Annotated in this window: 22 protein-coding genes; 8 read left to right on the forward strand and 14 right to left on the reverse strand. The window is 68.0% G+C overall.

What is annotated here, in order from left to right; all coding sequences use genetic code 11:
• Positions 1-365: 365 nt before the first annotated feature.
• From AC3IF3_RS18140 to mqo, 3 genes are all read left to right on the forward strand, one after another.
• A complete protein-coding gene (locus AC3IF3_RS18140; RefSeq protein WP_243972030.1) occupies positions 366-1,151 on the forward strand; it encodes a lytic murein transglycosylase in 786 nt (261 codons plus the stop codon).
• Positions 1,152-1,479: 328 nt separating this feature from the next.
• Entirely contained in the window at positions 1,480-2,607 is a 1,128-nt protein-coding gene (locus AC3IF3_RS18145; protein WP_489229759.1) for a DUF2778 domain-containing protein, read from the forward strand.
• Between the two features lie 648 nt (positions 2,608-3,255).
• Positions 3,256-4,983 (forward strand): malate dehydrogenase (quinone), encoded by a 1,728-nt coding sequence (gene mqo, locus AC3IF3_RS18150; protein ID WP_489229760.1) that lies wholly within the window; start codon positions 3,256-3,258, stop codon positions 4,981-4,983.
• A gap of 55 nt (positions 4,984-5,038) precedes the next feature.
• Here the strand turns inward: mqo and AC3IF3_RS18155 are convergent, their stop codons facing one another.
• From AC3IF3_RS18155 to AC3IF3_RS18175, 5 genes are all read right to left on the reverse strand, one after another.
• Positions 5,039-5,773, reverse strand: a complete 735-nt coding sequence (locus tag AC3IF3_RS18155) for a DUF3750 domain-containing protein (RefSeq protein ID WP_489229761.1) — start codon at positions 5,771-5,773, stop codon at positions 5,039-5,041.
• Between the two features lie 25 nt (positions 5,774-5,798).
• A complete protein-coding gene (mdcB, locus tag AC3IF3_RS18160; protein WP_489231336.1) occupies positions 5,799-6,701 on the reverse strand; it encodes a triphosphoribosyl-dephospho-CoA synthase MdcB in 903 nt (300 codons plus the stop codon).
• Positions 6,702-6,819: 118 nt separating this feature from the next.
• Complete coding sequence (locus AC3IF3_RS18165) at positions 6,820-8,802, reverse strand: acyl CoA:acetate/3-ketoacid CoA transferase (protein WP_489229762.1); 1,983 nt, start codon at positions 8,800-8,802, stop codon at positions 6,820-6,822.
• Between the two features lie 687 nt (positions 8,803-9,489).
• Positions 9,490-10,002, reverse strand: coding sequence for a cupin domain-containing protein (locus tag AC3IF3_RS18170; protein WP_489229763.1), 513 nt, complete (start codon positions 10,000-10,002; stop codon positions 9,490-9,492).
• 155 nt (positions 10,003-10,157) lie between these two features.
• Positions 10,158-11,132 carry an amidohydrolase family protein gene (locus tag AC3IF3_RS18175; protein ID WP_489229764.1) on the reverse strand — a complete coding sequence of 325 codons (975 nt, stop codon included), beginning with the start codon at positions 11,130-11,132 and terminating at the stop codon, positions 10,158-10,160.
• Positions 11,133-11,750: 618 nt separating this feature from the next.
• Here AC3IF3_RS18175 and AC3IF3_RS18180 point away from each other — a divergent pair.
• From AC3IF3_RS18180 to AC3IF3_RS18190, 3 genes are all read left to right on the forward strand, one after another.
• The gene (locus AC3IF3_RS18180) at positions 11,751-12,260 is read left to right on the forward strand and encodes a hypothetical protein (protein ID WP_489229765.1); all 510 of its coding nucleotides are present in this window, start codon (positions 11,751-11,753) and stop codon (positions 12,258-12,260) included.
• Between the two features lie 73 nt (positions 12,261-12,333).
• Complete coding sequence (locus AC3IF3_RS18185) at positions 12,334-12,510, forward strand: hypothetical protein (RefSeq protein ID WP_489229766.1); 177 nt, start codon at positions 12,334-12,336, stop codon at positions 12,508-12,510.
• A 414-nt stretch (positions 12,511-12,924) separates the two neighbouring features.
• A complete protein-coding gene (locus tag AC3IF3_RS18190) occupies positions 12,925-13,227 on the forward strand; it encodes a cupredoxin domain-containing protein (RefSeq protein ID WP_489217568.1) in 303 nt (100 codons plus the stop codon).
• 127 nt (positions 13,228-13,354) lie between these two features.
• Here the strand turns inward: AC3IF3_RS18190 and katG are convergent, their stop codons facing one another.
• The 5 genes from katG to AC3IF3_RS18215 form a co-directional block, all read right to left on the reverse strand.
• A complete protein-coding gene (gene katG / locus AC3IF3_RS18195; protein WP_489229767.1) occupies positions 13,355-15,676 on the reverse strand; it encodes a catalase/peroxidase HPI in 2,322 nt (773 codons plus the stop codon).
• A 299-nt stretch (positions 15,677-15,975) separates the two neighbouring features.
• The gene (locus AC3IF3_RS18200) at positions 15,976-17,112 is read right to left on the reverse strand and encodes a glycosyltransferase (RefSeq protein WP_489229768.1); all 1,137 of its coding nucleotides are present in this window, start codon (positions 17,110-17,112) and stop codon (positions 15,976-15,978) included.
• A gap of 314 nt (positions 17,113-17,426) precedes the next feature.
• Positions 17,427-18,800, reverse strand: a complete 1,374-nt coding sequence (locus AC3IF3_RS18205; RefSeq protein ID WP_489229769.1) for a sensor histidine kinase — start codon at positions 18,798-18,800, stop codon at positions 17,427-17,429.
• Positions 18,801-18,805: 5 nt separating this feature from the next.
• The gene (locus AC3IF3_RS18210) at positions 18,806-19,483 is read right to left on the reverse strand and encodes a response regulator (protein ID WP_489229770.1); all 678 of its coding nucleotides are present in this window, start codon (positions 19,481-19,483) and stop codon (positions 18,806-18,808) included.
• A gap of 271 nt (positions 19,484-19,754) precedes the next feature.
• A complete protein-coding gene (locus tag AC3IF3_RS18215; protein ID WP_489229771.1) occupies positions 19,755-20,318 on the reverse strand; it encodes a cytochrome b in 564 nt (187 codons plus the stop codon).
• Between the two features lie 783 nt (positions 20,319-21,101).
• On the opposite strand from AC3IF3_RS18215, the gene AC3IF3_RS18220 reads away from it, so the two are divergent.
• Entirely contained in the window at positions 21,102-21,488 is a 387-nt protein-coding gene (locus AC3IF3_RS18220; RefSeq protein ID WP_489229772.1) for a hypothetical protein, read from the forward strand.
• Between the two features lie 42 nt (positions 21,489-21,530).
• Here AC3IF3_RS18220 and AC3IF3_RS18225 read toward each other — a convergent pair whose 3' ends face one another.
• The 3 genes from AC3IF3_RS18225 to AC3IF3_RS18235 all read right to left on the reverse strand — a co-directional run bounded on the left by AC3IF3_RS18225 (position 21,531) and on the right by AC3IF3_RS18235 (position 23,095).
• Positions 21,531-22,244: a hypothetical protein gene (locus AC3IF3_RS18225; protein WP_489217574.1), complete on the reverse strand. Its 714-nt coding sequence runs from the start codon at positions 22,242-22,244 to the stop codon at positions 21,531-21,533.
• A 210-nt stretch (positions 22,245-22,454) separates the two neighbouring features.
• Positions 22,455-22,727 (reverse strand): hypothetical protein, encoded by a 273-nt coding sequence (locus AC3IF3_RS18230; RefSeq protein WP_489229773.1) that lies wholly within the window; start codon positions 22,725-22,727, stop codon positions 22,455-22,457.
• Between the two features lie 110 nt (positions 22,728-22,837).
• On the reverse strand, positions 22,838-23,095 hold the full coding sequence (locus tag AC3IF3_RS18235; RefSeq protein ID WP_243971973.1) for a hypothetical protein: 258 nt from the start codon (positions 23,093-23,095) through the stop codon (positions 22,838-22,840).
• A 305-nt stretch (positions 23,096-23,400) separates the two neighbouring features.
• Here AC3IF3_RS18235 and AC3IF3_RS18240 point away from each other — a divergent pair, with 305 nt between their 5' ends.
• Positions 23,401-23,685 (forward strand): hypothetical protein, encoded by a 285-nt coding sequence (locus tag AC3IF3_RS18240; protein ID WP_243971971.1) that lies wholly within the window; start codon positions 23,401-23,403, stop codon positions 23,683-23,685.
• A gap of 144 nt (positions 23,686-23,829) precedes the next feature.
• Here AC3IF3_RS18240 and AC3IF3_RS18245 read toward each other — a convergent pair whose 3' ends face one another.
• Positions 23,830-24,786 (reverse strand): alginate O-acetyltransferase AlgX-related protein, encoded by a 957-nt coding sequence (locus tag AC3IF3_RS18245; RefSeq protein WP_489229774.1) that lies wholly within the window; start codon positions 24,784-24,786, stop codon positions 23,830-23,832.
• Positions 24,787-24,883 lie beyond the last annotated feature (97 nt).

Here is a 24,883-nt window from a genome sequence, read left to right on the forward strand (position 1 = left end):
TCGCGTCCGTCTCGACGCAGGGATACTGATTAGCCGACGCATCAAAGTCGCATTGATCTTCCCGTCGCAAGGGACCGGCCGCCGTCGAAATACTCCGGGTGCAGTGGGGCGTGCAAAGCCAGGCCGCTCTCCCAGCCCCGATCCCGGATGCTCCGGCGGTATCGACGGGGATCGGTTGCCCCGGTGGCGGGCGACCGGCCTGGGCCGGTCCGCGGCCGGTCGGCGAACGCGCGATGATGTGAAGACGCGAAACCCGGGTTCGCCTCTTCGACATCTTCTCGCCCTGATATCGACGAGATGTGGCGGGGTATCGCCAAGCGGATGAGGCGCGCGGACGCGCCGGAGGAGTGTTTCGCGTGATCGACATGATGCGGCCCCAGACCCTCGCGGTGGTGGCACTCGCCGGGCTTGCCTTGAGCGCCGGCCAGGCCGGAGCCGCGCAATGCGGGAACAATGCTGCCGGCTTCGAGACGTGGAAGCACCAATTCGCCGAGGAAGCGCGCGGCCGGGCCAGCGCGGCGAGCCTCGCGGCCCTGCAGGGCACCACCTACTCCACGGCCACGATCTCGGCCGACCGGGGCCAGCACAGCTTTAAGCTGTCGCTGGACCAGTTCCTGGCGAAGCGCGGCGGCCCGGCGATCGTCTCGCGGGGACGGGCGCTCAAGCGTACCAACGCCGCCCTGTTCGAATCCATCGAGCAGCGCTACGGGGTGCCGCCCGGCCCGCTCCTGGCGATCTGGGGCATGGAGACCGGATTCGGTGCCGTGCGCGGCAACGTCAACACCCTCTCGGCGGTGGCGACGCTCGCCTACGATTGCCGCCGGTCCGAGTATTTCACGGACCAGCTCTACGCGGCACTGACCCTCGTCGATCGCGGCCTGCTCACTGCGAATACCCGCGGCGCCGCGCATGGCGAAGTCGGACACACGCAGTTCCTGCCGAAGAACGTGCTGACCTACGGCACCGGCGATCTCAACAACGTCGGCGCCGCCCTGTCGTCCACCGCCAACTTCCTCAAGGCGCATGGATGGCGCGCCGGCGCGGGCTATCAGCCCGGCGAGCCGAACTTCGCCGCGATCCAGGGCTGGAACGCCGCGTCCGTCTACGAGCGGGCCATCGCTCAGCTCGGGCGTCAGATCGACAACGAGTAGGGCGCGCCCGGCCGCGGGCGACGCGTCCAAATCGGCTGCGGACGCGCAACACCATCGGTCCGGCATCGGCGGGCGCGGAGGCGTTGCGTGCCGGATCCACAGTCTTCGACAAACAGACGAATGCCGAAGACTTGAGGAATTGGCTTCCCCGCGCCCGAAAATGGTCCCGATCGATCCAAGATTGACCATGGAGCCGCCCCAGAAAAGCCCGCCGGGCCCCGCTGTCTCAGGATGAGCGGGTCAGATCGGTCCATCGTGCGGTTTCCGGGTCACCGGAGGCTGACGTCGGACGAACGCCCGTTCCGCGACGAGGAGCATGGGCACCCGCATGGCGATCGATTCTACGCCGCTGGACCACATCGAGATCGGGCGGGCGCGGCGTTCCTGCCTGGCACCGGTCGCGGTGCTGACCGGGGCCGCGGCCATGGCGCTCCTCGGCAGCGGTGTCCTGACCCGCGATCCGCAATTATCCGCCCCGACCGGGTATTCCGCAGCGCGCAGCGCCGCGATGACGCCGACAATCGAGGGACGAGCCGTCGATCGGAACGCCGAGGCCTCGGGCGCGGAGCCTGCGCCCGCCGACGCGCTGGCGGGTGAGCCCGCACCGGGGGGATCCTGGGGCGACATCCCCGGTGGCGGCCCGTCGCGCTGGGCCTGGACCCAGATCGCGCCGCTCGACTCCGCACCGAACCCGGAGACGGCCCCCACGGTCGGAACCGGCGAGCCGCCGCGCGTAGCCGTCACGGTTCCGCTGCCGATCCCCCGCCCGCCGGAATTGCGGGGCCTCGGCGCATCCGCGCTCACCCGCCGGGCCGAGCGACGCGTGGCGCGACGCGACCTCCCACCGGTCCAGCCGGCGGCACCGCCGGCGGATGACCGGTCGTTCCTCGAAAAGTTCTTCGGGATCGAGCGCGCGCCGGCCCTGGCCTACGCGGCCCTGGAGAGCAAGCCTGCCGACGTCGCACCGCAACGGCGGATCTCGCCGCCGCTGGCGATGACGCGCGAGCCGAGCGCGACGACGGGCGTCGCCGTCTACAACATCGCCACCCGGACCGTGACCCTGCCGAGCGGCGAGCGCCTGGAGGCGCATTCCGGCCTCGGCGAGGGTCTGGACGACCCGCGGCTCGTCAACGTGCGGATGCGGGGGCCGACGCCGCCCGGGACCTACGAGCTGACCGAGCGCGAGCAACTGTTCCACGGCGTGCGCGCGATCCGGCTCACGCCGGTCGGGGGCAGCGATGCGGTCTACGGCCGTGTCGGGTTGCTGGCCCATACCTTCATGCTGGGACCGCGGGGCGATTCGAACGGCTGCGTGTCGTTCCGCGATTACGACCGGTTCCTCCAGGCCTTCCTCCGCGGCGAGGTCCAGCGCCTCGTCGTCGTCTCCGGCACGCAGGACTCGTTGCCGACGATGGCGGATGGCGGCCGCACCCGTTTGGCTCGCGCTGGCAACTGAGCCTGCGACGCGCGCGTCCGTTCGGATGGGCTTGCCACGCTGCCGGCAAGGTCGGACGTCGTCGCGCTTGTCTTTAAAAGCATTGCGGAACCAGCCCGCGTTCCGGCTTTGAAGCGTCGGCCGGTCCCAAGCGCCGAACCAATCATCCGATCGCCGAGCGGGGCGCCTCGCCCGCACCGATTGCGGCTTTGCACAGGACTTGCCGCGACTGCCCAATTCCCGGGCTTCTGGTGATTGTCCTGCGGCACATCATCCTCTATGAGATCGGCGTCGAGGAGCTGAGCCGTTCCGGCCAGCGCCCGCACTCCCGCAATGGTCGCCAGTTGTGGTGCGACCGTTCGGACCGGATCCGGCAGCCTCCACGGCGCCGGTACTTCGGTCTGCGACGGGCAATAACAAAGTTGTTCCATCCGACATGCGCCGAGCGTCGTTCAATGCTTGCCCTGCTCTTGCAGGCACGGGAGCCTGAGCGCGTGACGTTGTGTGTCTCGCGTGCGATTCGGGCCCGGTCCCGCCGCCCCGCGAAGGTCCCGAGGAAACGATCCTGGAAGCCGGTGAGGGGGTAATCCCGCTCGCCGCGAGGAAACCTCTCCTAGACCTCGGAGGTGCTCGCCGGGCACGTCCGATTCGCACATACGGGATCCGATTATGCCTGCCGACGACGAGACCGCGCGCTTCCACCACCGGCACCCCCAGGCCGCGCTGCCGCTGAGCCGGAGGCAGATCCTCGGCACAGCTGCGGTCGGTCTCGCGGCGGCTGCGTTGCCGACCTCCCTGGCGATGGCCGATTCTGCGGACAGCAAGGTCGACGTGCTGCTGATCGGCGGCGGCATCATGAGCGCCACTTTGGGCGTGTGGCTGGACGCGCTCCAGCCCGACTGGTCGATCCAGATGATGGAGCGCCTGGATCAGGTCGCGATGGAGAGCTCAAACGGCTGGAACAATGCCGGCACGGGCCACTCGGCCCTCGCGGAGCTGAACTACACCCCGGAGAAGAACGGCAAGGTCGAGATCGCCAAGGCGGTGGAGATCAACGAGGCGTTCCAGGTCACCCGGCAGTTCCTGGCCCATCAGGTCCGGACCGGCGTGATGAAGGATCCGCAGACGTTCATTAACTACACGCCGCACATGAGCTTCGTCTGGGGCGACGACAATATCGCCTATCTGAAGCGGCGCTGGGAGGCGCTGAAGGCCAGTCCCCTCTTCGCCGGCATGGAGTATTCGGAGGATCCGGAACAGCTGCGCAAATGGGTGCCGCTGATGATGGACGGGCGCGATCCGAAGCAGAAGATCGCCGCCACGTGGTCGCCGCTCGGGACCGATTGCGAATGGGGCGAGGTCACCCGGCAATACGTCGCGTATCTGCAAAAGCAGCCGCACTTCAAGCTGCGACTCTCGACCGAGGTCGAGGGCATCGCCAAGAACCCGGACGGCTCCTGGCGGGTGACCTCCAAGAACCTCACGGACGGATCCCGGCAGAGCGTCGACGCCAAGTTCGTCTTCATCGGGGCTGGCGGCGGCGCGCTGCACCTGCTGCAGAAGTCCGGCATCCCCGAGGGCGACGATTACGGCGGCTTCCCCGTGGGCGGCTCGTTCCTGATCAACGACAACCCGGACGTCGCCACGCTGCACCTCGCCAAGGCCTACGGCAAGGCATCGGTGGGGTCACCGCCGATGTCCGTACCGCACCTCGACACGCGGGTGATCGGCGGCAGGCGGGTGATCCTGTTCGGGCCGTTCGCGACCTTCTCGACCAAGTTCCTGAAGGAGGGATCGTATCTCGACCTCCTCAGCTCGACCACGAGCAGCAACGTCTGGCCGATGGTCCGCGTCGGCATCGACGAGTTCCCGCTGGTGGAATACCTCGCCGGGCAGCTGATGCTGTCGGACGACGACCGGATCGCCGCGCTGCGGGCGTATTTCCCGAAGGCAAAGAAGGACGAGTGGCGCCTCTGGCAGGCCGGGCAGCGCGTGCAGATCATCAAGCGTGACACGGACAAGGGCGGCGTGCTGAAGCTCGGCACGGAGATCGTCAATGCCCGGGACGGGAGCATCGCGGCGCTGCTCGGCGCCTCGCCCGGCGCGTCCACGGCGGCGCCGATCATGCTGCAGGTGCTGGAGAAGGTGTTCCCCAAGAACGTCGCGACACCGGAATGGCAGGCCAAGATCCGCGAGATCGTCCCGAGCTACGGCACGAAGCTCAACGACGATCCCGAGCGCGTCGCGCAGGAATGGGCCGACACCAGCGCCGCGCTTCAGCTTCAGACGCCGCCCCGGATCGATCGCTCCGTGCTGAAGCCGGTCCCGGTCAGCGGCACCGTCCTGAACAGCAACGCCACGCCGGTGACAGAGCCCGTTCACGACCTCGCGCCCTGAGCGATCGGCGGCCGCGCCAGCGCATCGTCTGGAACTTCGGGACCGGAACGATGCGCTAGAAACCCACCCGTCCGAGAGCCGGCAGCTTGATTCCCGGGCGGCGCAGGTCGAGACCGGCGACGCCGCCGAGCAGGTTCAGTTCAAGGCCCTCGACCCAGCCGAGGGTCAGCCCCGCATAGCCGCCCAGGTTAATGCGGATGCCGGTGCCGGACGGCGTCCAGCCGATCCAGCGACCGTCATAGGGAAAATCCTTGCCGATCGCCGTGGTCGGCAGGCTGGCCCGGATCTCCGGGACCGCGGCCATGATCGCGGCCACGAATGTGTTCGAGTTCGGCCCCGGCCAGACCACGTAGTCGCCGGGGCGGGCGAAGCGGTACTCGGCCACCGCCGTCCGGATCCGCGGGAGCATCGCTTCGGCCTCCGGACCATCCGCCGCGAAGACGATTTCGGGGGCGTTTCCGAACCAGCGCCCATCCGGCACGAAGCGGTCGACCCAGATCGGCTGCCCCCAAGCCGTGCAGTCGAAGCGCCGGTAGGCGCGCGCGCCGCGGTCCTTGATGACGATCCAGCTGTGTGTCGCGACAATGCCGCGCCAGCTCACCGTGCGGGCGGAGAAGATGCGCACGACCGCGCCCGGCTCGGCCTCGGCCGGCGGGAGCAGACCCGCGCTCGACCGGTCGGCGAGCCGCCAGTCACCGCTGGTCCGCAGCCAGTAGAGCGTGGCGGAGATCGCGACGGGCACGAGGAAGAGGGCAACGAGCGCGAGAAGCGCGAGCCTGATCAGGGTCACGATAAAGCCGGGGCAAATGCGGAGTTCAGCCGCATGTAGGGAGCCCTCGGCCGCGGGGGAATGCGACCGTATCGGCCGGCGGCCCAGGGGCCGCGAGGGCGTCGAGGAGGAGCGTTGCGGCCAGGAGATCGGCGCAGCCTCCGGGACTGAGCCGTGCCGCCACGAAATCGTGGTGGATCCGCGCCGCCCGGTCGCGCCAGCCCGGGGTCGCCACCCCGCCGGCCGCCCGGAAGGCCCCGGCGGACGCGCGCGCCGCCGCCAGCCCGTCCGCGCCGCCGCGATGGAGCAGGTTCGTATCGTCGAGCACGGCGAGCAGGGCGAAGAAGCACTCCACGCGCGCAGCCTCCGGATCGTCCGGTGCCCGGGTCCGACCATGGCGCAGCGCCGGTAACCCGATGTCGCGGATCGTCGGGAAGCCGGCCGCCGCCTCGGCAGCGGCGCCCCCGACCCCGTAGCGCCGCGCGACGCGCCCCCCGTGGCTCATCGGCGAAGCGGGGGCCCCGGCGATCACGGGACCCCAGAGTTCGCCCACCGCCACAGCGTGGGCCTCGGCCGAGGCCGGTGCCGCGCCGGACACGCCTGCCGCCGCGCAGATCAGGCCCAGAGAGAAGATGGCGCCGCGATGCGCGTTGACGCCGCCGGTGGCCCGCATCATCGCCGCCTCGGCCCGGATCCCGATCGCGCGCAACTCCGCCATGGCGGCGCCCCGGGCCCCGGCCGCGGCCAGATCGGCGAAAAACGGCCGGATCGCCGCCGCACTGCAGCGCAGGGTGTCGGCATCCATGTCGTCGTGGCTGCCGGAATCGACCAAGCTCACCAGGCCTGGCTTGGGCCAGGTCTCCAACTCGTCGATCAGCGCCGCGTGGGCGAGCGTCGCGACGCGCTCGGCCCAGCCCTCGGAACCGGACGGCAACGGGACGCGGTGCAGATGCTGGCGCAGATCGAAGGCTCCCGGCAAAGCGCGTCGGCGCGGCCCGCGACCGGGCCGGTTTCGGGCGCTTATACCGAAGGATCGTTCCGCCGCATCCCGGCGCGGCGCGCGGCCCTCACGCCGCCGACGCCACCGCCGGTGAGATCCGCTTGCGCGCCTTCTTGTCCTCGGTGCTGCTGAGGAACGCCTGCGCTTCTTCCTTGCGCTCGAACACGTGGGGGGCGACGCCGCGCCGAGTCAGCGCCTCCTCCATCTTCAAGCGCAGGAACGCACTCGTCGCGTAGCGGGTCGTGGTCGCGTAGTAATTCGCCTGGAGGTATTGCAGGACCCCGGCGTAATCATCGACCAGGTTCTCGTTGAGCCGGAAGCCGTCGTGGTTGATCACGGCGTTGACCCGCTGGCCGGCCTTGCGGCAGGCCTCGACGATGGTCATGCGCAGCTCGTCCATGTCGCCCATCACCCGGCAATACCAGCCTTCGAGGTTGATGAAGAGGATGTTGCGCTCGCCGTCGTAGCTGACACGCGATTTCAGATCGAGGTTGAGCAGGTCTGCGATCAGCTCCATCGGCTCGTCGCGGAAGATGCGCGGATCCATAGGCACCGGATTCCGCACCACGGGGGCGAAGTCCATATGGGCGAGGATGTCCCGCTCGATGTCGATCCCGGGCGCGACCTCGACCAGCTCCAGGCCGGCGGCGGTCAGTTGGAAGACGCAGCGTTCGGTCACGTAGAGGACCGGCTGGGCGCGCTCCACCGCGTAGGGCCCCGAGAAGGTGTTTTGCTGGACCTGAGTCACGAACTTGCGGGCCTTGCCCTCGCTCACGATTCGGACCTGGCCGTCCTGCACGGCGATCTCCAGTCCGCCGGCCGTGAAGGTTCCGGCAAACACCACCGTGCGGGCGTTCTGCGAGATGTTGATGAAGCCCCCGCAGCCGTTGAGCTTGCCGCCGAACTTCGAGGTGTTGACGTTGCCGGCGGCGTCGCACTCGGCCATGCCGAGGCATGTCATGTCGAGGCCGCCGCCGTCGTAGAAGTCGAACATCTGGTTCTGGTCGATGATGCAGTCGGCGTTGGTGGCGGCGCCGAAGCTCGATCCGGAGGCGAGGACCCCGCCCACGGCTCCGGCCTCGGTGGTCAGGGTGATGTAGGGGGTGATCTTCTCCTCGTTGGCCACCGATGCGATCCCCTCCGGCGCGCCGACCCCGAGATTGACGACGCCGTTTGGCGGCAGCTCGAAGGCGGCCCGGCGGGCGATGATCTTGCGCTCGTTGAGCGGCATCCGCTTGATGCCGGTGACGGGCACGCGGATCTCGCCGGCGAGCGCGGCGTCGTGCATGACGCCGTAATTCATCCGGTGCATCTCGGGCTCGGCGACCACCACGCAGTCGACCAGGATGCCGGGCACGCGCACGTCCTTGGGCAAGAGGTAGCCGTCGTCGACGATGCGCTCGACCTGCGCGATGACGATGCCGCCGTTGTTGCGGGCCGCCATGGCCTGGGCGAGGCAGTCGAGGGTCAGGGCCTCCTTCTCGTAGGAGAGGTTGCCCGACGGATCGGCCGAGGTGGCGCGGATGAAGGCCACGTCGATCTTGGTGGCGGTGTAGAACAGCCACTCCTCGCCATCGACCTCGACCAGCTTGACGATGTCGTCCGTGGTCAATTCGTTGACCTTGGCGCCTCCATGGCGCGGGTCGACATAGGTCTTGAGCCCCACCTTCGAGAACAGGCCCGGCTGGCCCGCCGCGCAGGCCCGGTAGAGCTGCGAGATCACGCCCTGGGGGAGGTTGTAGCCGCGGATCAGGTTGTCCTGCGCCGCCTTGGCGACCTTCGGCATGCGGCCGAAATTGGCCGCGATCACACGCGCGAGCAGGCCGTGGTGATGCAGGCGCCCGGTGCCGAGCCCTTTGCTGTCGCCGGCGCCCGCCGTCATGATCAGGGTGAGCCCACGCGGCGAGCCGCTGTCGACGAACCGCCGTTCCAGGGCGGCGTGGAGCGCCTCCGGGATGCAGCTCTGAACGAACCCCGTGGTAGTGACCACGTCGTTCTCGCGGATCAGCGCGATCGCCTCATCCGCCGAGATGACCTTGTTCTTCCTCATGGAGTCCGTGAACCTCCCCGGATATCGGACGCGCGGCCGGCCGCGACGCGGGCCGCCTCGAAGACTGGTCTGCACCAACCGCGTGCGGCCGGACTGGATCGGAGTTTAGGACCAGTCGAGTTCAGCATACGGTCCCTATTGCACCGCATCAATATTTGCGGCATCGCACGATGCGGCGAGCCTTTCCGAGCATAGTACTCCGGAAATGGCGTGGTGTGCCGCTAAAAACTCTTCGCTCTCCCATCAGAAAAATTGCGCCGCCGCCCTGCGCGCCCATCCGGATCTGGGACTCGTTCTCATCGGGATACGAACTGCGCGATTGCAGTGGCGGGACGGTATCAACTGATGTGTAACCCGATCGTCTCCTGACCTCGACGTGTTGCGCAGCAGCTTCGAAGGAGCCGTGCAGGTACTGAGCGGCCGGCTGGAGAGCTCCTTAAGGCACTACGCGACTTCAGGATGAGATCGAGGCGAGGAAGGACCGGTCAAACAGGTTCTTAGAGGGCAGGAATATCCTTCGCCATTGCAATATCGCCAAGCCTACGAACTCTTTCTTGCATAACGATTGAATTACTGTGCCCGTTTTTCCGTCTGAAACTGACCATTTTTGGTCGGATATATTGTGTCCCTCTTCTGCGATGCTCGGGCATGTCCGTGGCGAGAAAGTCTGAATTTGGACGGGGCCACTCAACCGGGCTGCTTGTGGATCGGGTCGACCCAGTAAACGGCCTCCGGCGGTTCGACGGCTTCGACATCGGGCAGGTTCACCACCACCGCCTCGTTGTCTGAGCGGACCAGCACGCAGTGCAGGGGTTCGTCCGTTGACGCGTTGATCTCCTGATGGGGCACGAAGGGCGGGACGAAGATGAAATCGCCCGGCCCGGCCTCGGCGACATATTCGAGCCGCTCGCCCCAGCGCATCCGGGCGCGGCCGGACACCACGTAGATGACGCTCTCGAGTTCGCCGTGGTGGTGGACGCCGGTCTTGGCATCGGGCTGAATCGCCACGGTGCCGGCCCAGATCTTCTGGGCGCCGACCCGCGCGGCGTTGATCGCCGCCTGGCGAAACATGCCAGGGGTCTGTGCGGTGTTGGAGTCGAGGCGATCCCCTCGAATCACCCGAACCCCATCGTGTTTCCAAGCATCCACGGCCTCGCCGGGCTCGTGCGCGTGGGTATGATCGTCGTCGCCGTCGTGCATGTCACGTCCTCCGCCGCCATCATGGCACGACGCCACGCCCGCGGCACGCGGCCGGACGTGGTTCCGATCGAGGATTCGCCTGACACCAGAACGGCGACCGGGCGAGGCCACCACCTTCCGGTGACCTCGCCCGTCGGCCGATTCGGCGATGCCCCTTAGAAGTCGTAGAGCCGCTTGGGATTGTCGACGAGGATCCGGTCCCGCGTCGCGCGGTCCGGCACCCATTCGGCGAGCAGATCGAGCAGGCGGCCGTCATCGACGTTCTGGGCCGGGGCGAGATCCGTCGGCTTGCGGTCCGGCCTCGGCGTGCTGTCCGGATGTGGCCAGTCGCTGCCCCAGACGAGCCGGTCCGGGTTCGTCGCCACGAGGGCACGGGCCAGCGGCAGCACGTCGGCGTAATCCGGTGCCTTGTCGGAGGCGCGATAGGCACCCGACAGCTTCACCCAGGCCTTCCCGCTGCGCACGAGGTCGAGCACGTCGCCGAAGCCGGGCTGATCGGGCCCGAGGGCAGCCTGGGCACCGGCGAAGTGATCGAACACGACCGGGACCGGCAGGGCCGACAGTTGCTGCTTCAGCGGGGCGATGACCGAGAGGCGGGAGTAGACCTGCAGGTGCCAGGGGCGCTGGCCGATCTGCTGGACGGCGCTGTCCAGCGCCTTGGCCGAGACGGCGGGATCGAACACGCCGGCCTGCTCCAGATTGACTCGAATGCCGCGGATTCCGGCCTTCGCAAGCTCATCGAGGTCGGCTGGGCTGGTCCCCGGTCCGATCACGGCGACGCCGCGGGCCCGCTGCGACCCGAGCACGCGCAGGCCGTCGAGCGTCGCCGCGTTGTCGGTGCCATAGACGCTCGGCGTCACGATCACCACGCGGTCGAGCTTGAGCGCGTGCTGCAGGGCGAGCAGGGCCTCGGGCGGATCGACCGGTGGCGTGTAGGCGCGCCCGCTCCAGAACGGGAACTTGGCCGGATTTGGGATGACATGGACATGGCAGTCGCACGCACCCGGCGGCACTTGGAACCTGACGGGGGTCTTCACGGTCGGGGCCTCGTCGGCCGCCCAACCCGGCCGGTCGGTGAGGACGAAGCCGCCGATGGCGGCGAAAGCGAGCGTCTGTCTACGCGACAGCATGGGGTCTCCTCCGGATGTTTTGGCGGCCTTCTTTGGGCGCGGTCCGGATCGGATCACTCGCGGACGCAAACCGCAAGTTGCCTCTGGATCGATGGGATCGCGCCTGTCGATCCGCCGGGTCGCCGAGGCGGTGAGGGGGCTCGTTCAGTGGCTCGACGGCAGGGTGAGCGGACCCTTAACCAACTGTGCGCAATTGCACGGTCCGCCGCGATCCCACGGGGGCCCGCCGACGTTCTCTCGGCAACCCCACCGGAGATGCTCACTCATGCTGATCCTCAATCCCATCACAGGACAGATTGTCGATGTCCCTGTGCCGCGGCCCGGGCCAAAAAAGACCTGACGCCGACGCGAGCACCCCAATTCTCCGATCGTCGATACGCGGCCAATGTCGGGTCATGAATTGGATGCGCAGCCGTTCAACAGCCGCGGCAAGTTCCCGTAGCAGCTGCCTTGCGGATGAAAATCTCAGGACGCTTGGATCGCTGATCGACGGCTGTCGGCCGGTCGAACACGCCCCTCTCCGAGGCCGGCCTCGGACGTCGTGACCGCCACGATCACGCGCAGCGGATCGGCACGCACCGAAGCGGAACCATTAGCTGAGCCGTTCGTTCACGGGCCATGGAACACTATAAGTCCACCCTCACGACGGCTGCGGTTGCTGCATTCGGCCTTCTGGCCGCTGCACACCTCCTGCATCCCGGTAATTACGAGGATCAGCCGAGGCGGGTTCGCGCGCTCAGCGTGGGCGCCGTCGACTCGCCCAGCATTGTGGCCTGGGTCGATCCGCCGGCACGACAGAGCGTTTCGACGGCATTGTCCGGCGCCCTGATCGCGACGGCGCAGGCGGCCGAGGCCGCGCCGGCCCAGGTGCAGCCGTCGATGGCCGGGCCGGTCGCCGAAGCCGCCCCGTCGCCAGCGGCTGTGCAGACGGTACGGAAGCCGGACACCTCCCGGCGGCACAAGGTGGCGCAGCGCAGGATTCGCACGCGTCAGGCGGCGCTCACGCGCAGCGCGCGGAACGAGCCGGCCATGGATCGACCGGTTTCTGCGCCCGACCAGGTGCAGACCGCCGCGACCCGGTTCGACCCGATCCGCGCCCTGATCCACGGCCTAGGCCTCGACAGCTGAAATATCGATTGCGGCCACGCGGAACGGTGGTTCGTCGAGACGCTTGACCATGCGGGCAGCATGGGAGCAGTCGATGCGTGTGTTTCAGGTGCGTCAGGGATCAACGGGGACGATCCTTTGGACCGGCTCAGCAGCAGACCCGATCGCCGCCCTCGATGCGATGGCCCATGAGGCCGGCTACTACGACCACAGCGATATCCCAGAGCATCTGCGCATTGGCGGCCTCCATGCGGAGGAGGTCCGGGTCTGAAGCATTCGCGCGGTCCGCAGCCGGGAGATGGCAAGCGCAGCGGTATCGCCTGCCGAGCTACGCATCCGGCGACGCCGAACGGGCGCCAGTTGGGGAGCACCACTATCGGCTGCTACTCCGGCGCCTTCCGGAAATGGCGATGCGCGTCCTGACCGGCGCATGAGACTACGCATCCTTGGGAACGCGACAGCCTATAATTAAGATTGCGATTCCAGCATTATGAAAATACGGTTCTCCGCGCACATGTCGTGCAAAGCGCCGCCAAATAAGAATGGCTATTCCAACACATATTAAGAGATGTCGATCCTAGCGATGCTACATTGCCGGCTCGAGATTTGATTTTTCCAGGTTGTATCCGTGGCAATATGCAATCTACACCGCCCGCTTCTCGTCGGCGCACCGATCGCGATCGTGATGGCGTTGCTCGCATTCGGCCCGGCCCAGGCCAGCCTGTCGAGCGCCGTCCGGATCGTGCTGCAGAAGGGCCGACGCTACGATCCGACCGACCTTTTTTTGCACCGCGGTGACACCATCACCCTGGTCAACGGCGACGAGAACGCCGTGCATCACGCCTTCATCGAGGCCGATCAGTTCTCGTTCGACGCCGGCGATGAAGAGCCCGGCAAGCAGGCCACGCTGACGCTGAAGGAGCCCGGGGACTTCGTGATCCAGTGCGGGATCCATCCGAAGATGAAACTCACGCTCCACGTGCAGTAGCCCGCCGAAACGCCGGCTGCGCCGGGCTTCGCGCGCGCGTTCGCGATCCGCGCCGTCTCCGATCGAGACGGCGCGGATCTGATGCCAACGTGCGCCGGTTGAGCCGGCGCACGCCGAGGTCAGACGATCAGGCCGCCATGGCCGCGTAGCGCTTGTGGCCCTTCACATCGAAGCGGTCGAGCATCATGACCTTGTCCCACACCCGGACGAAATCGGCCACGAACCGCTGTTGACCATCGCTGCCGGCATAGGCGTCGGCGATCGACCGCAGCTGCGGGTTCGACCCGAAGACGAGGTCGCTGCGCGTGGCCTCGAAGCGCGCCTGCCCGCTCGCGCGGTCCTTGAGCACGAAGGTCATCGCCTCCGCATCGGCCTTCTCCCAGACGAGGTCGGTGTCGGTCACCGCCCGGAAGAAGTCATTCGTGAGCGCGCCGACGCGATCGGTGAAGACGCCGCGCTTCGACCCGTCGTGGTTGGCGTTGAGCGCACGCAGACCGCCGGTCAGGACCGCCCATTCCGGGGCGGTGAGGGTCATCAGATTGGCCTTGTCGAGGAACAGTTCCTCCGGCGAGACGCTGCGGGTCATCTGTCCGAACCCGTCATCGACGTAGTTCCGGAACCCGTCCGTCACCGGCTTCAGCCACTCGAACATCTCGATGTCGGTCAGCTCCTGCGTGGTGTCGACACGCCCGGGGGTGAACGGCACCGTCACGGCGACGCCAGCATCCTGCGCGGCCTTCTCCACGCCGACACAGCCGCCGAGCACGATCAGATCCGCGAGGGAGACCCGCTTCCCGTCGCTGCGCCCGTCGTTGAACCGCGCCATCACCCCGCGCAGGGCCTCGACCACCGGCGCGGCGCGGCGGTTGACGGTCCAGTCCTTCTGCGGGGCAAGGGCGAGACGGCCACCATTGGCGCCGCCGCGCTTGTCGCTGTCGTGGTAGGTCGAGGCTGCCGAGAACGCCGCGAAGGCCAAATCGGAGACCGACAGGCCGGTCGCGCCGATTGCCTGCTTCAGCGCGGCGATCTCCGCATCACCGATCGGCGCGTAAGCCGCGTCGGGCAGCGGGTCCTGCCACAGGAGCCCGTCCTCGATCGTGACCTCCGGGCCGAGGTAGCGGTGCTTCGGACCCATGTCGCGGTGCGTGAGCTTGTACCACGCCTTGGAGAAGGCCTGGGTGAAGGCATCGAAGTCGCCGAGAAACTTCTCGCAGACTTTGCGGTACTCCGGATCCACCTTGAGGGCGATGTCCGAGGTCATCATCATCAGCGGATGCATCTGGCCGTCGACATGGGCGTCGGGGGTCCGCGGCGCATTCGGGTCCTTCGGCGTCCACTGGAGCGCCCCGGCCGGGCTCTTGGTCTGCTCCCACTCGAACTTGAAGAGGTTCTCCAAGTAGGCGTTGTCCCACTTCGTCGGGTCGGGCGTCCAGCTGCCCTCGATGCCATTGGTCATCGTGTCCTTGCCGGACCCTGCCCCCTTCGGATTGTGCCAGCCGAGGCCCATGGCCTCCATCGGCGCCATCTCGGGGGGCGGGCCGATTTCCTTGGCAGGCACCATGCCGTGGCTCTTGCCGAAAGCGTGACCGCCGGCGATCAGCGCCACCGTCTCCTCATTGTTCATGGCCATGCGGCTGAAGGTGACCCGGATGTCACGCGCCGAGGCCATCGGATCACCGCTGGCATAGGGCCCCTCGGGGTTGACGTAGATCAGTGCCTGGTGGGAGGCCGCGAGCGGGTTCTCCAGGTCGTAATCGGCGTCGCCGTTCTGACCGCGCCAGCGCTTGTCGCGGTTGACCATGTCGTCGAAGCTCGACACCGTGCCCATGTCGACGACCTCGGGACCCCAGTAGGTGGCGTTGTCCGCCTCCCAGGCGTCGAGCCGGCCGCCGCCGAAGCCGTAGGTCGGCAGACCCATGATCTCCAGGGCGCAATTGCCGGTCAGGACCATGAGGTCGGCCCAGGACAGGGCATTGCCGTACTTGTGCTTGATCGGCTGCAGGAGACGGCGCGACTTGTCGGTGTTGCCGTTGTCCCACCAACTGCTGATCGGCGCGAAGCGCTGCATGCCCGTGCCGGCGCCGCCGCGGCCATCCGCGATCCGATAGGTCCCGGCCGCGTGCCAGGACATGCGGATCATCTGCGGTCCGTAATTGCCGTAGTCGGACGGCCACCAGGCGACCGACGAGGTCAGGAACTGCTTGATGTCCCGCTTGAGCGCGTCGAGGTCGATCTTATTGAACTCGGCCGCGTAGTCGAAGTCCGGCCCGAGGGGATCGGCCGACACCCCGTTCTGGTGCAGGAGCTCGACCCTGAGGCGGTGGGGATACCAATTCTCCAGCGCGGGTTTGCCGCCGAAAGCACCACCAATCCGGTCGCCTCCGAACGGGCACTTACCTTCCATCTCGAAAGTTATGGTATTGGTTTTGTCAATCGTCATTTCGTTCATCGAAATCTCGCTTGCTATCGAATGACTGCGATCGATTTGGCTGGCCTGACCCGCAATGCCGTTGGCGGCCAGCCCTCGCTGCAATCGTCCATGCTCACCTTCGGCCCGACCGCTGAAATATGGCTCCGGCATCCGAGGTCGAGGTCACGCCGGAAGATTTGTATCCGCGGTCGTCTTCGAGCAGGCCCGAAGTCGGCGGAGCCCGAGCGACGTCCGGGCGCAGGCCGACCGATGGCCCACCCGGATCCGATCCTCCCGCCCGCCGGAGGGACAGGCCGCGCGCGCGACGCCGGACCCGCTCAGCCCGGCTGATCAGGCGGCCTGCGCGTGCTCTGCGCCAACAGGGCCGCCGTCAGCTCGGATTCGAAGTCGGCGAGCGAGGCGTAGCGGCTGAGCTTGTGGCGGTACGGGAACGACCAGCGCCCGTCGGTACCCCGCTCCGTGGCGTGCCCGCGCAAGCCGTCGATGAAGGCGTTGAATCGCTCCCGCTCGGCCGTGACCAGCCGCAGCGTCGTGGTGCGCACGTAGTCCGGCGGCAGGGCCCGGGCCTTCATCGCCGCGACCCCGTCCTGAACGGACCGGGGATCGTCATCGACGACCAGCGTGGTGTCGGGATGCGAGAAGTGGTCCCGGCCTCCCTTGCTCCGGGTCGTGACCACGGGGAGCCCGGCCAGCAGGTACTCGATGCTGGCGTACATGGCCCCCTCGATCCGGGAGAGGCACAGGCCGACATGCGCCGAGGCCATGGCGCCGTTCACCGCCACATGGTCCATGGGCACGACATCGTCGGGCGTCAGCGCATTCAGAATGACGTGCCCCCGCGGCAGGGACCGGACGAACCGGTCGAGCTGCGCCCGCTTCAGCCGGGGCGACCATGTCCCGAACAGCTTCGTCACGTAGGCGCAGCTCGGCACGGTTCGGGCCAGCGCATGGCGTTTGATCGGCGCGATCTGCGCGTTGTAGATCGCGTCGAAATGCCGGGGCTGCTCGGGCATCGGGACGTACATCGTCTCGTCGACGAACATGTTCTGCGGCGCGAGATGGACATCGACCCCGAGACCGCGCAGCAGCCGCTCCTCTCCGGGCGTGTTGGCGAGGACGATGAGCCGGGCACGGGGGTGCGCGGTCCGGAAGCGGCGGTGCTGGACGGCCAGGGAAACCGCGAAGGCCGCACGTTCGAGGCTGTGCGTCAGCGGATGCAGGAAGATGAACGGAACGTCCGGGTATCGCGCCGCCATGTGATGGGCGACCCCGAAGGGTTTGGGCCGCGGCTGACAGCAGAAGATCGGCGGATCGTGGCTGAGGAACAGGCCCGGCACGATCGTCTCGGGCGGCAGATCCCGCGGGGCGCGGACGAACAGTTCGACCAGCCCGGACAGGTCGCCGAGGACCGGGACGTCGAACAGGTAGGGGTTGCGCAGGGCGTCCCAGCCCAACCGGCTGGATCGACCGGATCGGTCGCAGGTACCCTCTGCCCCGCCGCGCCGTTGCACGAACGCGGGGACACGCAGAGCCGCTGGGGGCGGTTCGCTCATCTGCTGTGTGCCTGATGGAAGGGGGCGTCCGGGCCGACTATCGGCGCGCACCGGCTGGACGGACCGCCGGAACGGCAGGGCATCGAGTAGGGTCGGTCCGGCCCCGCCGTCGAACACGCGTCGTCGGACCGGACCCATCGCTGCCGCGGCGGATCCTAGCCCTCAAGCTTACGCAGACCTTACGGCGTGCGGGTCAGGACGCGGCGAGAACAAGGTCATTTCAAGGCCCGGTTTCCGGCCAGCAATAGTGACGGCTCTGCCCGGGCCTCTTGCGCGAAGTCCATGATTGCGACGGCGCCGCCGTCCGGCGCGTTGCGCAGGGCAAGCCGCCCGCCATGCGCCGTCATGGTCCGTTCGACGATCGACAGCCCGAGCCCGATCCCGTCCTCCCGGCCGCTGCGGAACTCCCGTCCCTGTACGGCCCCCGGTGCCAGCAGATCGGGCCCGAAGCCGCCGCCGCGATCCCGCACGCTCAGCGCGCCCGCCGCCTCGACGGTCACGGTGATCGTCGTGCCGGGAGGCGCGTGCATCAGGGCGTTCTCGATGAGGTTGCGCAGGGCCCGGGCCAGGTAATCGCGAAGACCCGCGACCGGGACCGGCCGCTCCGCGCCGAGGAGCTCCATCGACAAGCCCCGGGCGATCGCGGCGGGACCCAGCATGGCCGTCACCTCGCGGGCGACCATCGACAGGTCGACGACGTCGTCCGCCTCGACGTGGAGGCCGCCGAGCCGGACCCGGTCGAGGAGCTGCTCGACGAGGCGCTCCATACGGCAGAGATCCTCCGTGATCGGACGCGCGATCGTGCCGCCGGCCATGGCCATCCGGGTTTTCATGATGGCGAGCGGCGTGCGCAGCTCGTGGGCGACATCCCCGACGAACTGCTCCAGGACGAGGTAGCCCTGCTGCAGCCGCGCCAGGCTCTGGTTGACGGCCCGGACGAGGATCAGGACCTCGTCCGGCATCGCCCCCTCCGAGAGGCGGGTACCGACATTGCCGGGTTCGATCAGCTCCGCCTCCTGGGCGGCCCTGCGGAGCGGACGCAGCGCGAGACGTGTCACCAGCAGGTTGACCGCGACCGTCCCGGCCAGGAAGGGGATCCAGATCCAGGCGATGTCCTGGACGAACTCCTCCAGCACCGTATCGAACACGAGGGGCCCGTTGGGGAAAGCAATCTGCAGGATCAGCGGCGGTTGCGTTGTCCGGACGGTGCTCGACAGGCCATAGAGCGGCGCCTGCCCTGGGCGCGGCAGCATGAAGAATTGCTCCTGCTGGCCCTCCGGCACAACGAGCGGCGCGGCGATGCCCGGCGCAGCCGCCAGCAGCTGACCCTGCTGCGTCAGCAGGACGTACACGCCGCCGTCGTCGATGACCTGATGGGCAACGGTTCCGGTATGCCCGTCGCGGCCGTTCTCAGGATCGGCCGTGACTTCCCGCGCGAGGGTGTAGGCGAAGCTCCGGAGCGTCCCCTCGCGGAATTGGCCGTTCAGGGTCTCGAAGCGGTCGTACAGGAACAGGGTGGCGACCCCGATCGCCAGGACGAACAGGGTCACCGTCGCGACCGCGAGCCTCGTGAACAGGGTCGAACGCACCGGCCTCACGGGCGAGCGTCGGTCAGAACGTAGCCGATTCCCCGCAGCGTGTGGATCTCCAGCTCGGCATGCGCGCCCGCGAGCCTCTTGCGCAGGCGGTGGATGAGAACCTCGATGGCGTTCGATCCGACCTCCTCGTCGAAGCCGTACAGGGAGCTTTCGAAATGGGCCTTCGACACCACGGTCCCGGTCCGGCGTAGCAGCAGTTCCAGGGCCGCGAGTTCCTTGCGGCTCATCTCCACGTCGCACCCGGCGATACGGACCTGCCGGCGGACCGTGTCGAACTCGACGTTGCGTCCGGTCAGGCGCAGCCCCAACGCCTGCCCGGGCCGGCGCATCAGCGCGCGCAGGCGGGCGAGGAGTTCCTCCATCTCGAAGGGCTTGCGCAGGTAGTCGTCGGCGCCGCCGTCGAGGGCGTCGATCAGCGCCTGGGTGCTGTCCCGCGCGGTCAGGACCAGGATCGGGCAGCCGGGCCGGCCCCCGCCCTTGCTGGGCAGGAGCGTCATGCCGTCGCGATCCGGCAACCCGAGGTCCAGGACGACGGCATCGTACGCGGCCGTGGCCAGCGCGGCCTCCGCATCCTCGCCGGTCCGGACGAGGTCGACAACGAAGCCTTGGACGCGCAGGGCATCGCCGATCAGCGCGCCCAGCCGGCGGTTATCCTCGACCAGAAGAATGCGCACCGGCGTCTGTGGGCCTCAGCACGGATTGCGTTCGGTGTTCGAACGCATCGGGGGACGGCGGTCTACCTCCGAATCTGCGGATCACTATTCAGAGCACCCGCCGATCGTGAATACCACGCCGGGCAGGATTGCCGACTAAAAGGGTTTTCACACTCGAGGCCGCTCTCTCAAAGACATCGGCCGTTTCCGACCAGAATCCTTGTCGCGAGGACCAAAGCATCACCTTCGCGGCGGCGGCCGGGGCGCTCGGTGCCAGGGGGCTACATCACCGTCACGGCTTCACGGGCAGCATGCGGCGCAGGATCGTATCGTGCCACCGGTAATGGTGCACCAGCGCCGCCGCGGCGTGGAACAGGGCCAGGACCATCAGGATGTTGGCAGCCAGGCCGTGCCATTGCGTCAACGGCCTGCGCCACGCGGCATCACCGAGTTGCGGCAGAGCGATGGATCCGACCAGCGGGACACCCCGCACGAAGGCGTTGGCGATGCCGAGGCCGACGACGGCGAACAGCAGCCCGTACAGGGCCCCATGCGTCGCCTTCGCCAACTGGTGCAGCGGACCCGGATCCGCGACCGGAAAGCTGCGGCCCCGCGTCCGTCGCCAGAGAAGGAGCCCGACAATCAGCGCGGCAACGACGAAACCGGCATCGAAATGCGCCGACCAGATGCCGGTGCGCAGGGTACCCTTGGGCAGAAGATCTTCGAGGAAGGTGCCGATCAACCAGAGGATCAGCACGAGGGCGGCGGTCAGCCAGTGCAGGGCGATCGTGCCCCGGTCGTAGGTCGCGGCGCCGGGCGGGGCCCGCTCGGTGGTGACGGTCGGTTTCGAACTCATCGCGGCATCTCCACAGCGGCCGTCTGGGGGTGTGGCGGCACGGATCGAGCCTCCGCGCCGCTGGCTGCGGACGGCTCGCGCGGCAGGATGCGGCGGCCCTTCGCGCTCAGGAACCACAATCCCGGCACGTCGCGGCCGGTCCGACCGGGGAGTCTCGGCCTGACGAGCCCGCGTTCGAGCAGGGAGCGCACGGTGCGCATCTCCCAGGGCCCGAGTGAATGCAACGACCCCTCGGCACCCAGACGCTGCAACATCGTCCGCTGCCCGGGGGTGAGGGCGCGCCAAGCCCGTGTTCCATCGTGGTCGGTCATCTCAGATTGGAATTAGTCTAAAGTTCTCCGGACGTGCAAGGGGGGATGAGGCCGCGCCGGACGATCGGAGCCTCGATCCCGCGTTGGGGGCCAGGATCGACCGGGATTCGGGTGCGGCCGCTTCCGGAATCTCGGCGCTGCACCGCCCCTGGATCGCGTATCATCCCTGTCGGCAAGGCTGTGTGACGCTGGGCCTGGGCGCCCCTCAGTCATCCATCGTGGAGCGAAGCAACCCGGCGCCGAATGTCTACCAGACTCGTCTTGGACGACGTCCACTAAATTCGGTTTCATTATCCAATCCCTCTAGATCCTGCCGATCCGAGGTGCGGGGCACGGAATATGCCGGGAAATTGACTTTCCCCCGAGGCGCCGGGGCCGGAACGGTCCGCTCCCGCCCGGTGTTTCAGACCGCGCCGCGGCTATCGAACCGGTCAAGGGGGCCGCCGGCGCTGTTCCTGAAAGGATCCCGTCAATGGACAAGACAGTCGCTGGCCTGATCGGAGCCGTCACGCTCCTGGCCGCCGTCGACCCGGCGCTCGCCGCGATGCCGGCCCCGACCGGCCTCAAGGCGGCCATGCAGGCCGAGAGCTACGCCGACCTGCTGAAGCCGATTCCCGACGCGGTGGCGCTCCTCAAGGAATCCGACGCGGCCGAGGCGAAGGCCGAACTGCTAGCGCCCGCCACCGAGGGCGAGGCGACGGTCCAGGAGGCTCAGTACTACTACCATCACCACCACCACCATCACCACCGCTTCTACCGCCGCTTCTACCACCACCATCACCACCACCACCGCTTCTTCCGGCGGTTCCACCACCATCACCACCATCACCACGGCTACTCCCGCCCCTACGGCTACTGAGCAGCCGGCCGCGGAGAGGGGCGCGCCCCTCTCTGCGGTCCGTCAGCGCGTGCTCTTGGCCGCGCCCAGGATGCGCCGGTAGGTCCCGTCGAACACGGTGTTGGTCGCCGAGGTCCACTGCGAATCCGACGCCAAAGTCGACCGGCTGGCATAGATCCGCCGGGATTGCAGCTCGCGCTCGGCGGCCTCCTCCTCGGGCATGGGCACGAGTTCGAAATCGGCCTCCGCCGGCACAACGGTCACCTGCATGAACGGCTCGCCGGGCCGGAAGACATGGGTGCGCCCCTCGTCGGGGGACTTGAAGACCATGAAATACATCATCGGCCACCAGTTCCGCAGGAGCGCCGGCACCGCGACCGGAACGGTCCCGGACCGGTCGGTATAGAAGCGGGGATGGGTCTCGGTCTTGATCGCCCAGCCATCCTCTACCTTCAGGTCGAGGAGGATCTGATAGGTGTAGTAGGCGTCGCCGAAGGTCCGGAACGGCGGCCATTGCATGCCGGGCTCCGGCGGTTCGCCGAAATCGCCCTCGAAGACGAGCGCGCCATCGCGGGTGCTGACGCGCAATTCGGCTTCGTAGGGGTAGAACAGCTCGATTCCCGCCTTGGCCGCCTCCGAGAAGGGCAGGCAGTGCCACGCATATTCCTGCGCCCCGTCGGTGCGGGGCTCCGGGTTTCCCGCCCAACCGGGGATCTCCAGCCGCGTGCGCCGCGGGCGCAGGCCCGGCTCCATCAACCTGAACTTGACGTGTCGCATGGCAGCCGTCCCGATGAGTCCGGTCCCCGTAACGTCCTGCGGGTCGAGAGGGTTCAGCGTTCCGCTTGCGGCTGGCAGCAGCCCGGACGTCGGGCGTGGTCACGCGGGGGCAGTCTGTCACGGAGAGCGCTACGGGCGCGGGCATCCAACCCTGGTCCCGGTGCCGACAACCGGCAGCGCGCACGCGTTCGCGAGTGCGTTGGATCGCGCTCAGGCGGCGTTCGGAGCGGAAGGTACGTCGACCGCGTGCTGGGCCCATTCGCAGGGCTGGATAAGCCCGTGGTAGACCGCGATCTCCAGCTGGAGAATCCTGCGACATTCGTCGGACAGGTCGGGAAGAAGATCGCAACCGTCCTGATCGATCGCGGCTCTGAGGAACGCGAACGGGCGCGCCTCGTCGTACGAGACCAGAACTTCGCGCTCCGCATACGGATCCAGCGGGTCGATACAGTAATGAGCCGGCATCAGAGCATCCATACGCACGCGACGCATCCCGGATACCTTGGACCCACGGTCAGAGCAGCCCGATGGAGATTGCTGATCGGCCCGGAGAACCGTTGCTTCGTCGTCCGACTGCCGGTGCGCGCGGCGCTTCAGCGATCGACGGACACGTCGGCGCCCGTGGTGGGCATGACCGCGTAAGCCGTCGGAAATTCGGCGCGCAGGGCCCACAGGGCGGAGCGGATCGCGCCCCGCACCTGAGCCGATGCGCCCTGCGACTCGGCTTCCGCGCGGAGGTCCTGGAGCGCGTACAGGAGCTTCCTCCGCTGCGGAGCACCCGGCAGGCCGTGATCGGTCGTCAGCAGGGTCAGCAGGGCCCGACCGAGTGGATCCGCGAACAACGTCGACATGTCGGACTTCCTGGTCAGTCTGTCGCGCTGCGTGGGCGTGCAATACACTCATGAGGGCGTAAATCGACCTCATGCGGAAGCATAGAGCGTAGCCGTTACGGAGTATGAGCCGGCCGCCGATGTGGGCAGGCCGCTACCGTGGAACGACCGGCCTTCGTCCGGGCGGGACCGCCGGCCGCACGCATGGTCGGCTGCCGGACGCATCACGTCGTCGAACCTCATAGCCGCCGTGCATGCACAGGCAGATCGGAACCCATCGACGCGGTTGGTGTTGGCCCCGCAACGCAACTGCGAAGGGTCGATCGATGCGTAAACTTGTACTCATCTCCGCCATGACGCTGAGCCTTGGAGCTATCGGCGCGAGCGGCGCACAGGCGCAGGGTTATGGCTACGGCGGTGGCTACCGCGACGGGTACGGCCGCGGTTATGACCACGGCTATGGCCGGAACCGGGATTACGGTTACCGCCGCCACCGCGGCCTCTCGACGGGTGCCGCCGTCGGCCTCGGGATCGCCGGCGCCGCGGCAGGCGCCGCGGCTGCGGGGGCCTTCGACCGCAGCGGTCCGGGCTATTACGGCCGCGGCTACTGAATCCTTCCGCCGGAAACGACCTGAAGCCCTGCCGCACCTGCGCGGCAGGGCTTTTTCACGGACGGTGTGGGCGGCGGTCCGAAACGGCTTCGCCCTGACACAGGCCGCTCGCCTGCGGGAACGAAGCTCGGGCCGCGCGTCCATCTACCGGAGGTACCGCCCGAGCCATTGACGCAGGGTCGGCCTGACCGCGCGTCGCGCGCGTCGCTCCGCGAAGGCGTCGATGCGGATCCGATCTGTCGGAACCTGGCGAAGGAAGCGTTCGGCGATCTCGAAGATCACGATGTCGGGCCGGGTCGCCTCGATATAGGCCCAATCGAGATTGGCCGACCAGATCGCGTGGACTTCGCCGAACGTCTCCGCCAGCATGGCGGTGAGGCGTGCCCCCGGGCTGTAGATGTACGAATCCCCGAACAGCACCACCCGGCGCGGATCGGGAGCCGCAGGGTTCCTCATCACGACACGCGACCCCACGAACAGGCCACGCTGTCGGACCACCTGTCCGGTCTCGCGCACCAGGACCAGCGCGTTCGCGTCGACCCGTTCGGCGCGGCGCGGGAAGTCGTAGGCGACATAGGCTTCATCGACGGGCGGCTGAAGCTTCTCGCCGAGGTCGAAGGTGAAGCGCTCGCAGGTCTGCGTGCCCGCGAAGACATGCTCGGTCACCGGCGCGTCCAGGGCCTCGCACAGGGCGCGGTAGGCCGTGAGATAGCCGCGATACGTCCAGTGCGTGTCCGTCCGCAGATAGACCGGCTCGTCGGCCCTCGCCGCCAGCAGCGGCGTCAGCAGATCGACCATCGGGGCGAGGCCGGCGTCCGCCAGAAGCCGCGCAAGGCGCATGACGGGCGGGTCGTCGAGACCCGGGAAGGCGCGGCCGAGGGTGCCGGGATAGACAGCCAGTTTGTCCGGTACGACAGCGTGGACGTGCCGGATCCCGAGCCCGTCCAGCCGGCGGGCCCGCCGGTTGATCAGCCGCGCCCAGCGTCGGAGGATCCGGCGCGACAGGGCGGTGTCCCCGTAGAATCTTTCGACTTCCCCAGCCCGCCCGACCCAGTAGAGCCAGCCGTCCTGCCCCACGGCCACCCCATTGCCGCTCGTCATGACCTATCCGTGCGTCCGTCGCTCGGCCGACCATCCTCGCTGGTGCGGCTCCCCCGTGGGCCTCGACGGATCCGGACCGGATTGCAAGGCCGCAGCC

This window comes from Methylobacterium sp. J-118 (assembly GCF_057836565.1).

Coding starts and splice junctions, on each gene's coding strand:
- AC3IF3_RS18140 (WP_243972030.1), top strand. CDS start 366: ATGATGCGGCCCCAGACCCTCGCGGTGGTGGCACTCGCCGGGCTTGCC.
- AC3IF3_RS18145 (WP_489229759.1), top strand. CDS start 1,480: ATGGCGATCGATTCTACGCCGCTGGACCACATCGAGATCGGGCGGGCG.
- mqo (WP_489229760.1), top strand. CDS start 3,256: ATGCCTGCCGACGACGAGACCGCGCGCTTCCACCACCGGCACCCCCAG.
- AC3IF3_RS18165 (WP_489229762.1), bottom strand. CDS start 8,802: ATGAGGAAGAACAAGGTCATCTCGGCGGATGAGGCGATCGCGCTGATC.
- AC3IF3_RS18170 (WP_489229763.1), bottom strand. CDS start 10,002: ATGCACGACGGCGACGACGATCATACCCACGCGCACGAGCCCGGCGAG.
- AC3IF3_RS18175 (WP_489229764.1), bottom strand. CDS start 11,132: ATGCTGTCGCGTAGACAGACGCTCGCTTTCGCCGCCATCGGCGGCTTC.
- AC3IF3_RS18180 (WP_489229765.1), top strand. CDS start 11,751: ATGGAACACTATAAGTCCACCCTCACGACGGCTGCGGTTGCTGCATTC.
- AC3IF3_RS18185 (WP_489229766.1), top strand. CDS start 12,334: ATGCGTGTGTTTCAGGTGCGTCAGGGATCAACGGGGACGATCCTTTGG.
- AC3IF3_RS18190 (WP_489217568.1), top strand. CDS start 12,925: ATGGCGTTGCTCGCATTCGGCCCGGCCCAGGCCAGCCTGTCGAGCGCC.
- katG (WP_489229767.1), bottom strand. CDS start 15,676: ATGAACGAAATGACGATTGACAAAACCAATACCATAACTTTCGAGATG.
- AC3IF3_RS18215 (WP_489229771.1), bottom strand. CDS start 20,318: ATGAGTTCGAAACCGACCGTCACCACCGAGCGGGCCCCGCCCGGCGCC.
- AC3IF3_RS18220 (WP_489229772.1), top strand. CDS start 21,102: ATGGACAAGACAGTCGCTGGCCTGATCGGAGCCGTCACGCTCCTGGCC.
- AC3IF3_RS18225 (WP_489217574.1), bottom strand. CDS start 22,244: ATGCGACACGTCAAGTTCAGGTTGATGGAGCCGGGCCTGCGCCCGCGG.
- AC3IF3_RS18235 (WP_243971973.1), bottom strand. CDS start 23,095: ATGTCGACGTTGTTCGCGGATCCACTCGGTCGGGCCCTGCTGACCCTG.
- AC3IF3_RS18240 (WP_243971971.1), top strand. CDS start 23,401: ATGCGTAAACTTGTACTCATCTCCGCCATGACGCTGAGCCTTGGAGCT.
- AC3IF3_RS18245 (WP_489229774.1), bottom strand. CDS start 24,786: ATGACGAGCGGCAATGGGGTGGCCGTGGGGCAGGACGGCTGGCTCTAC.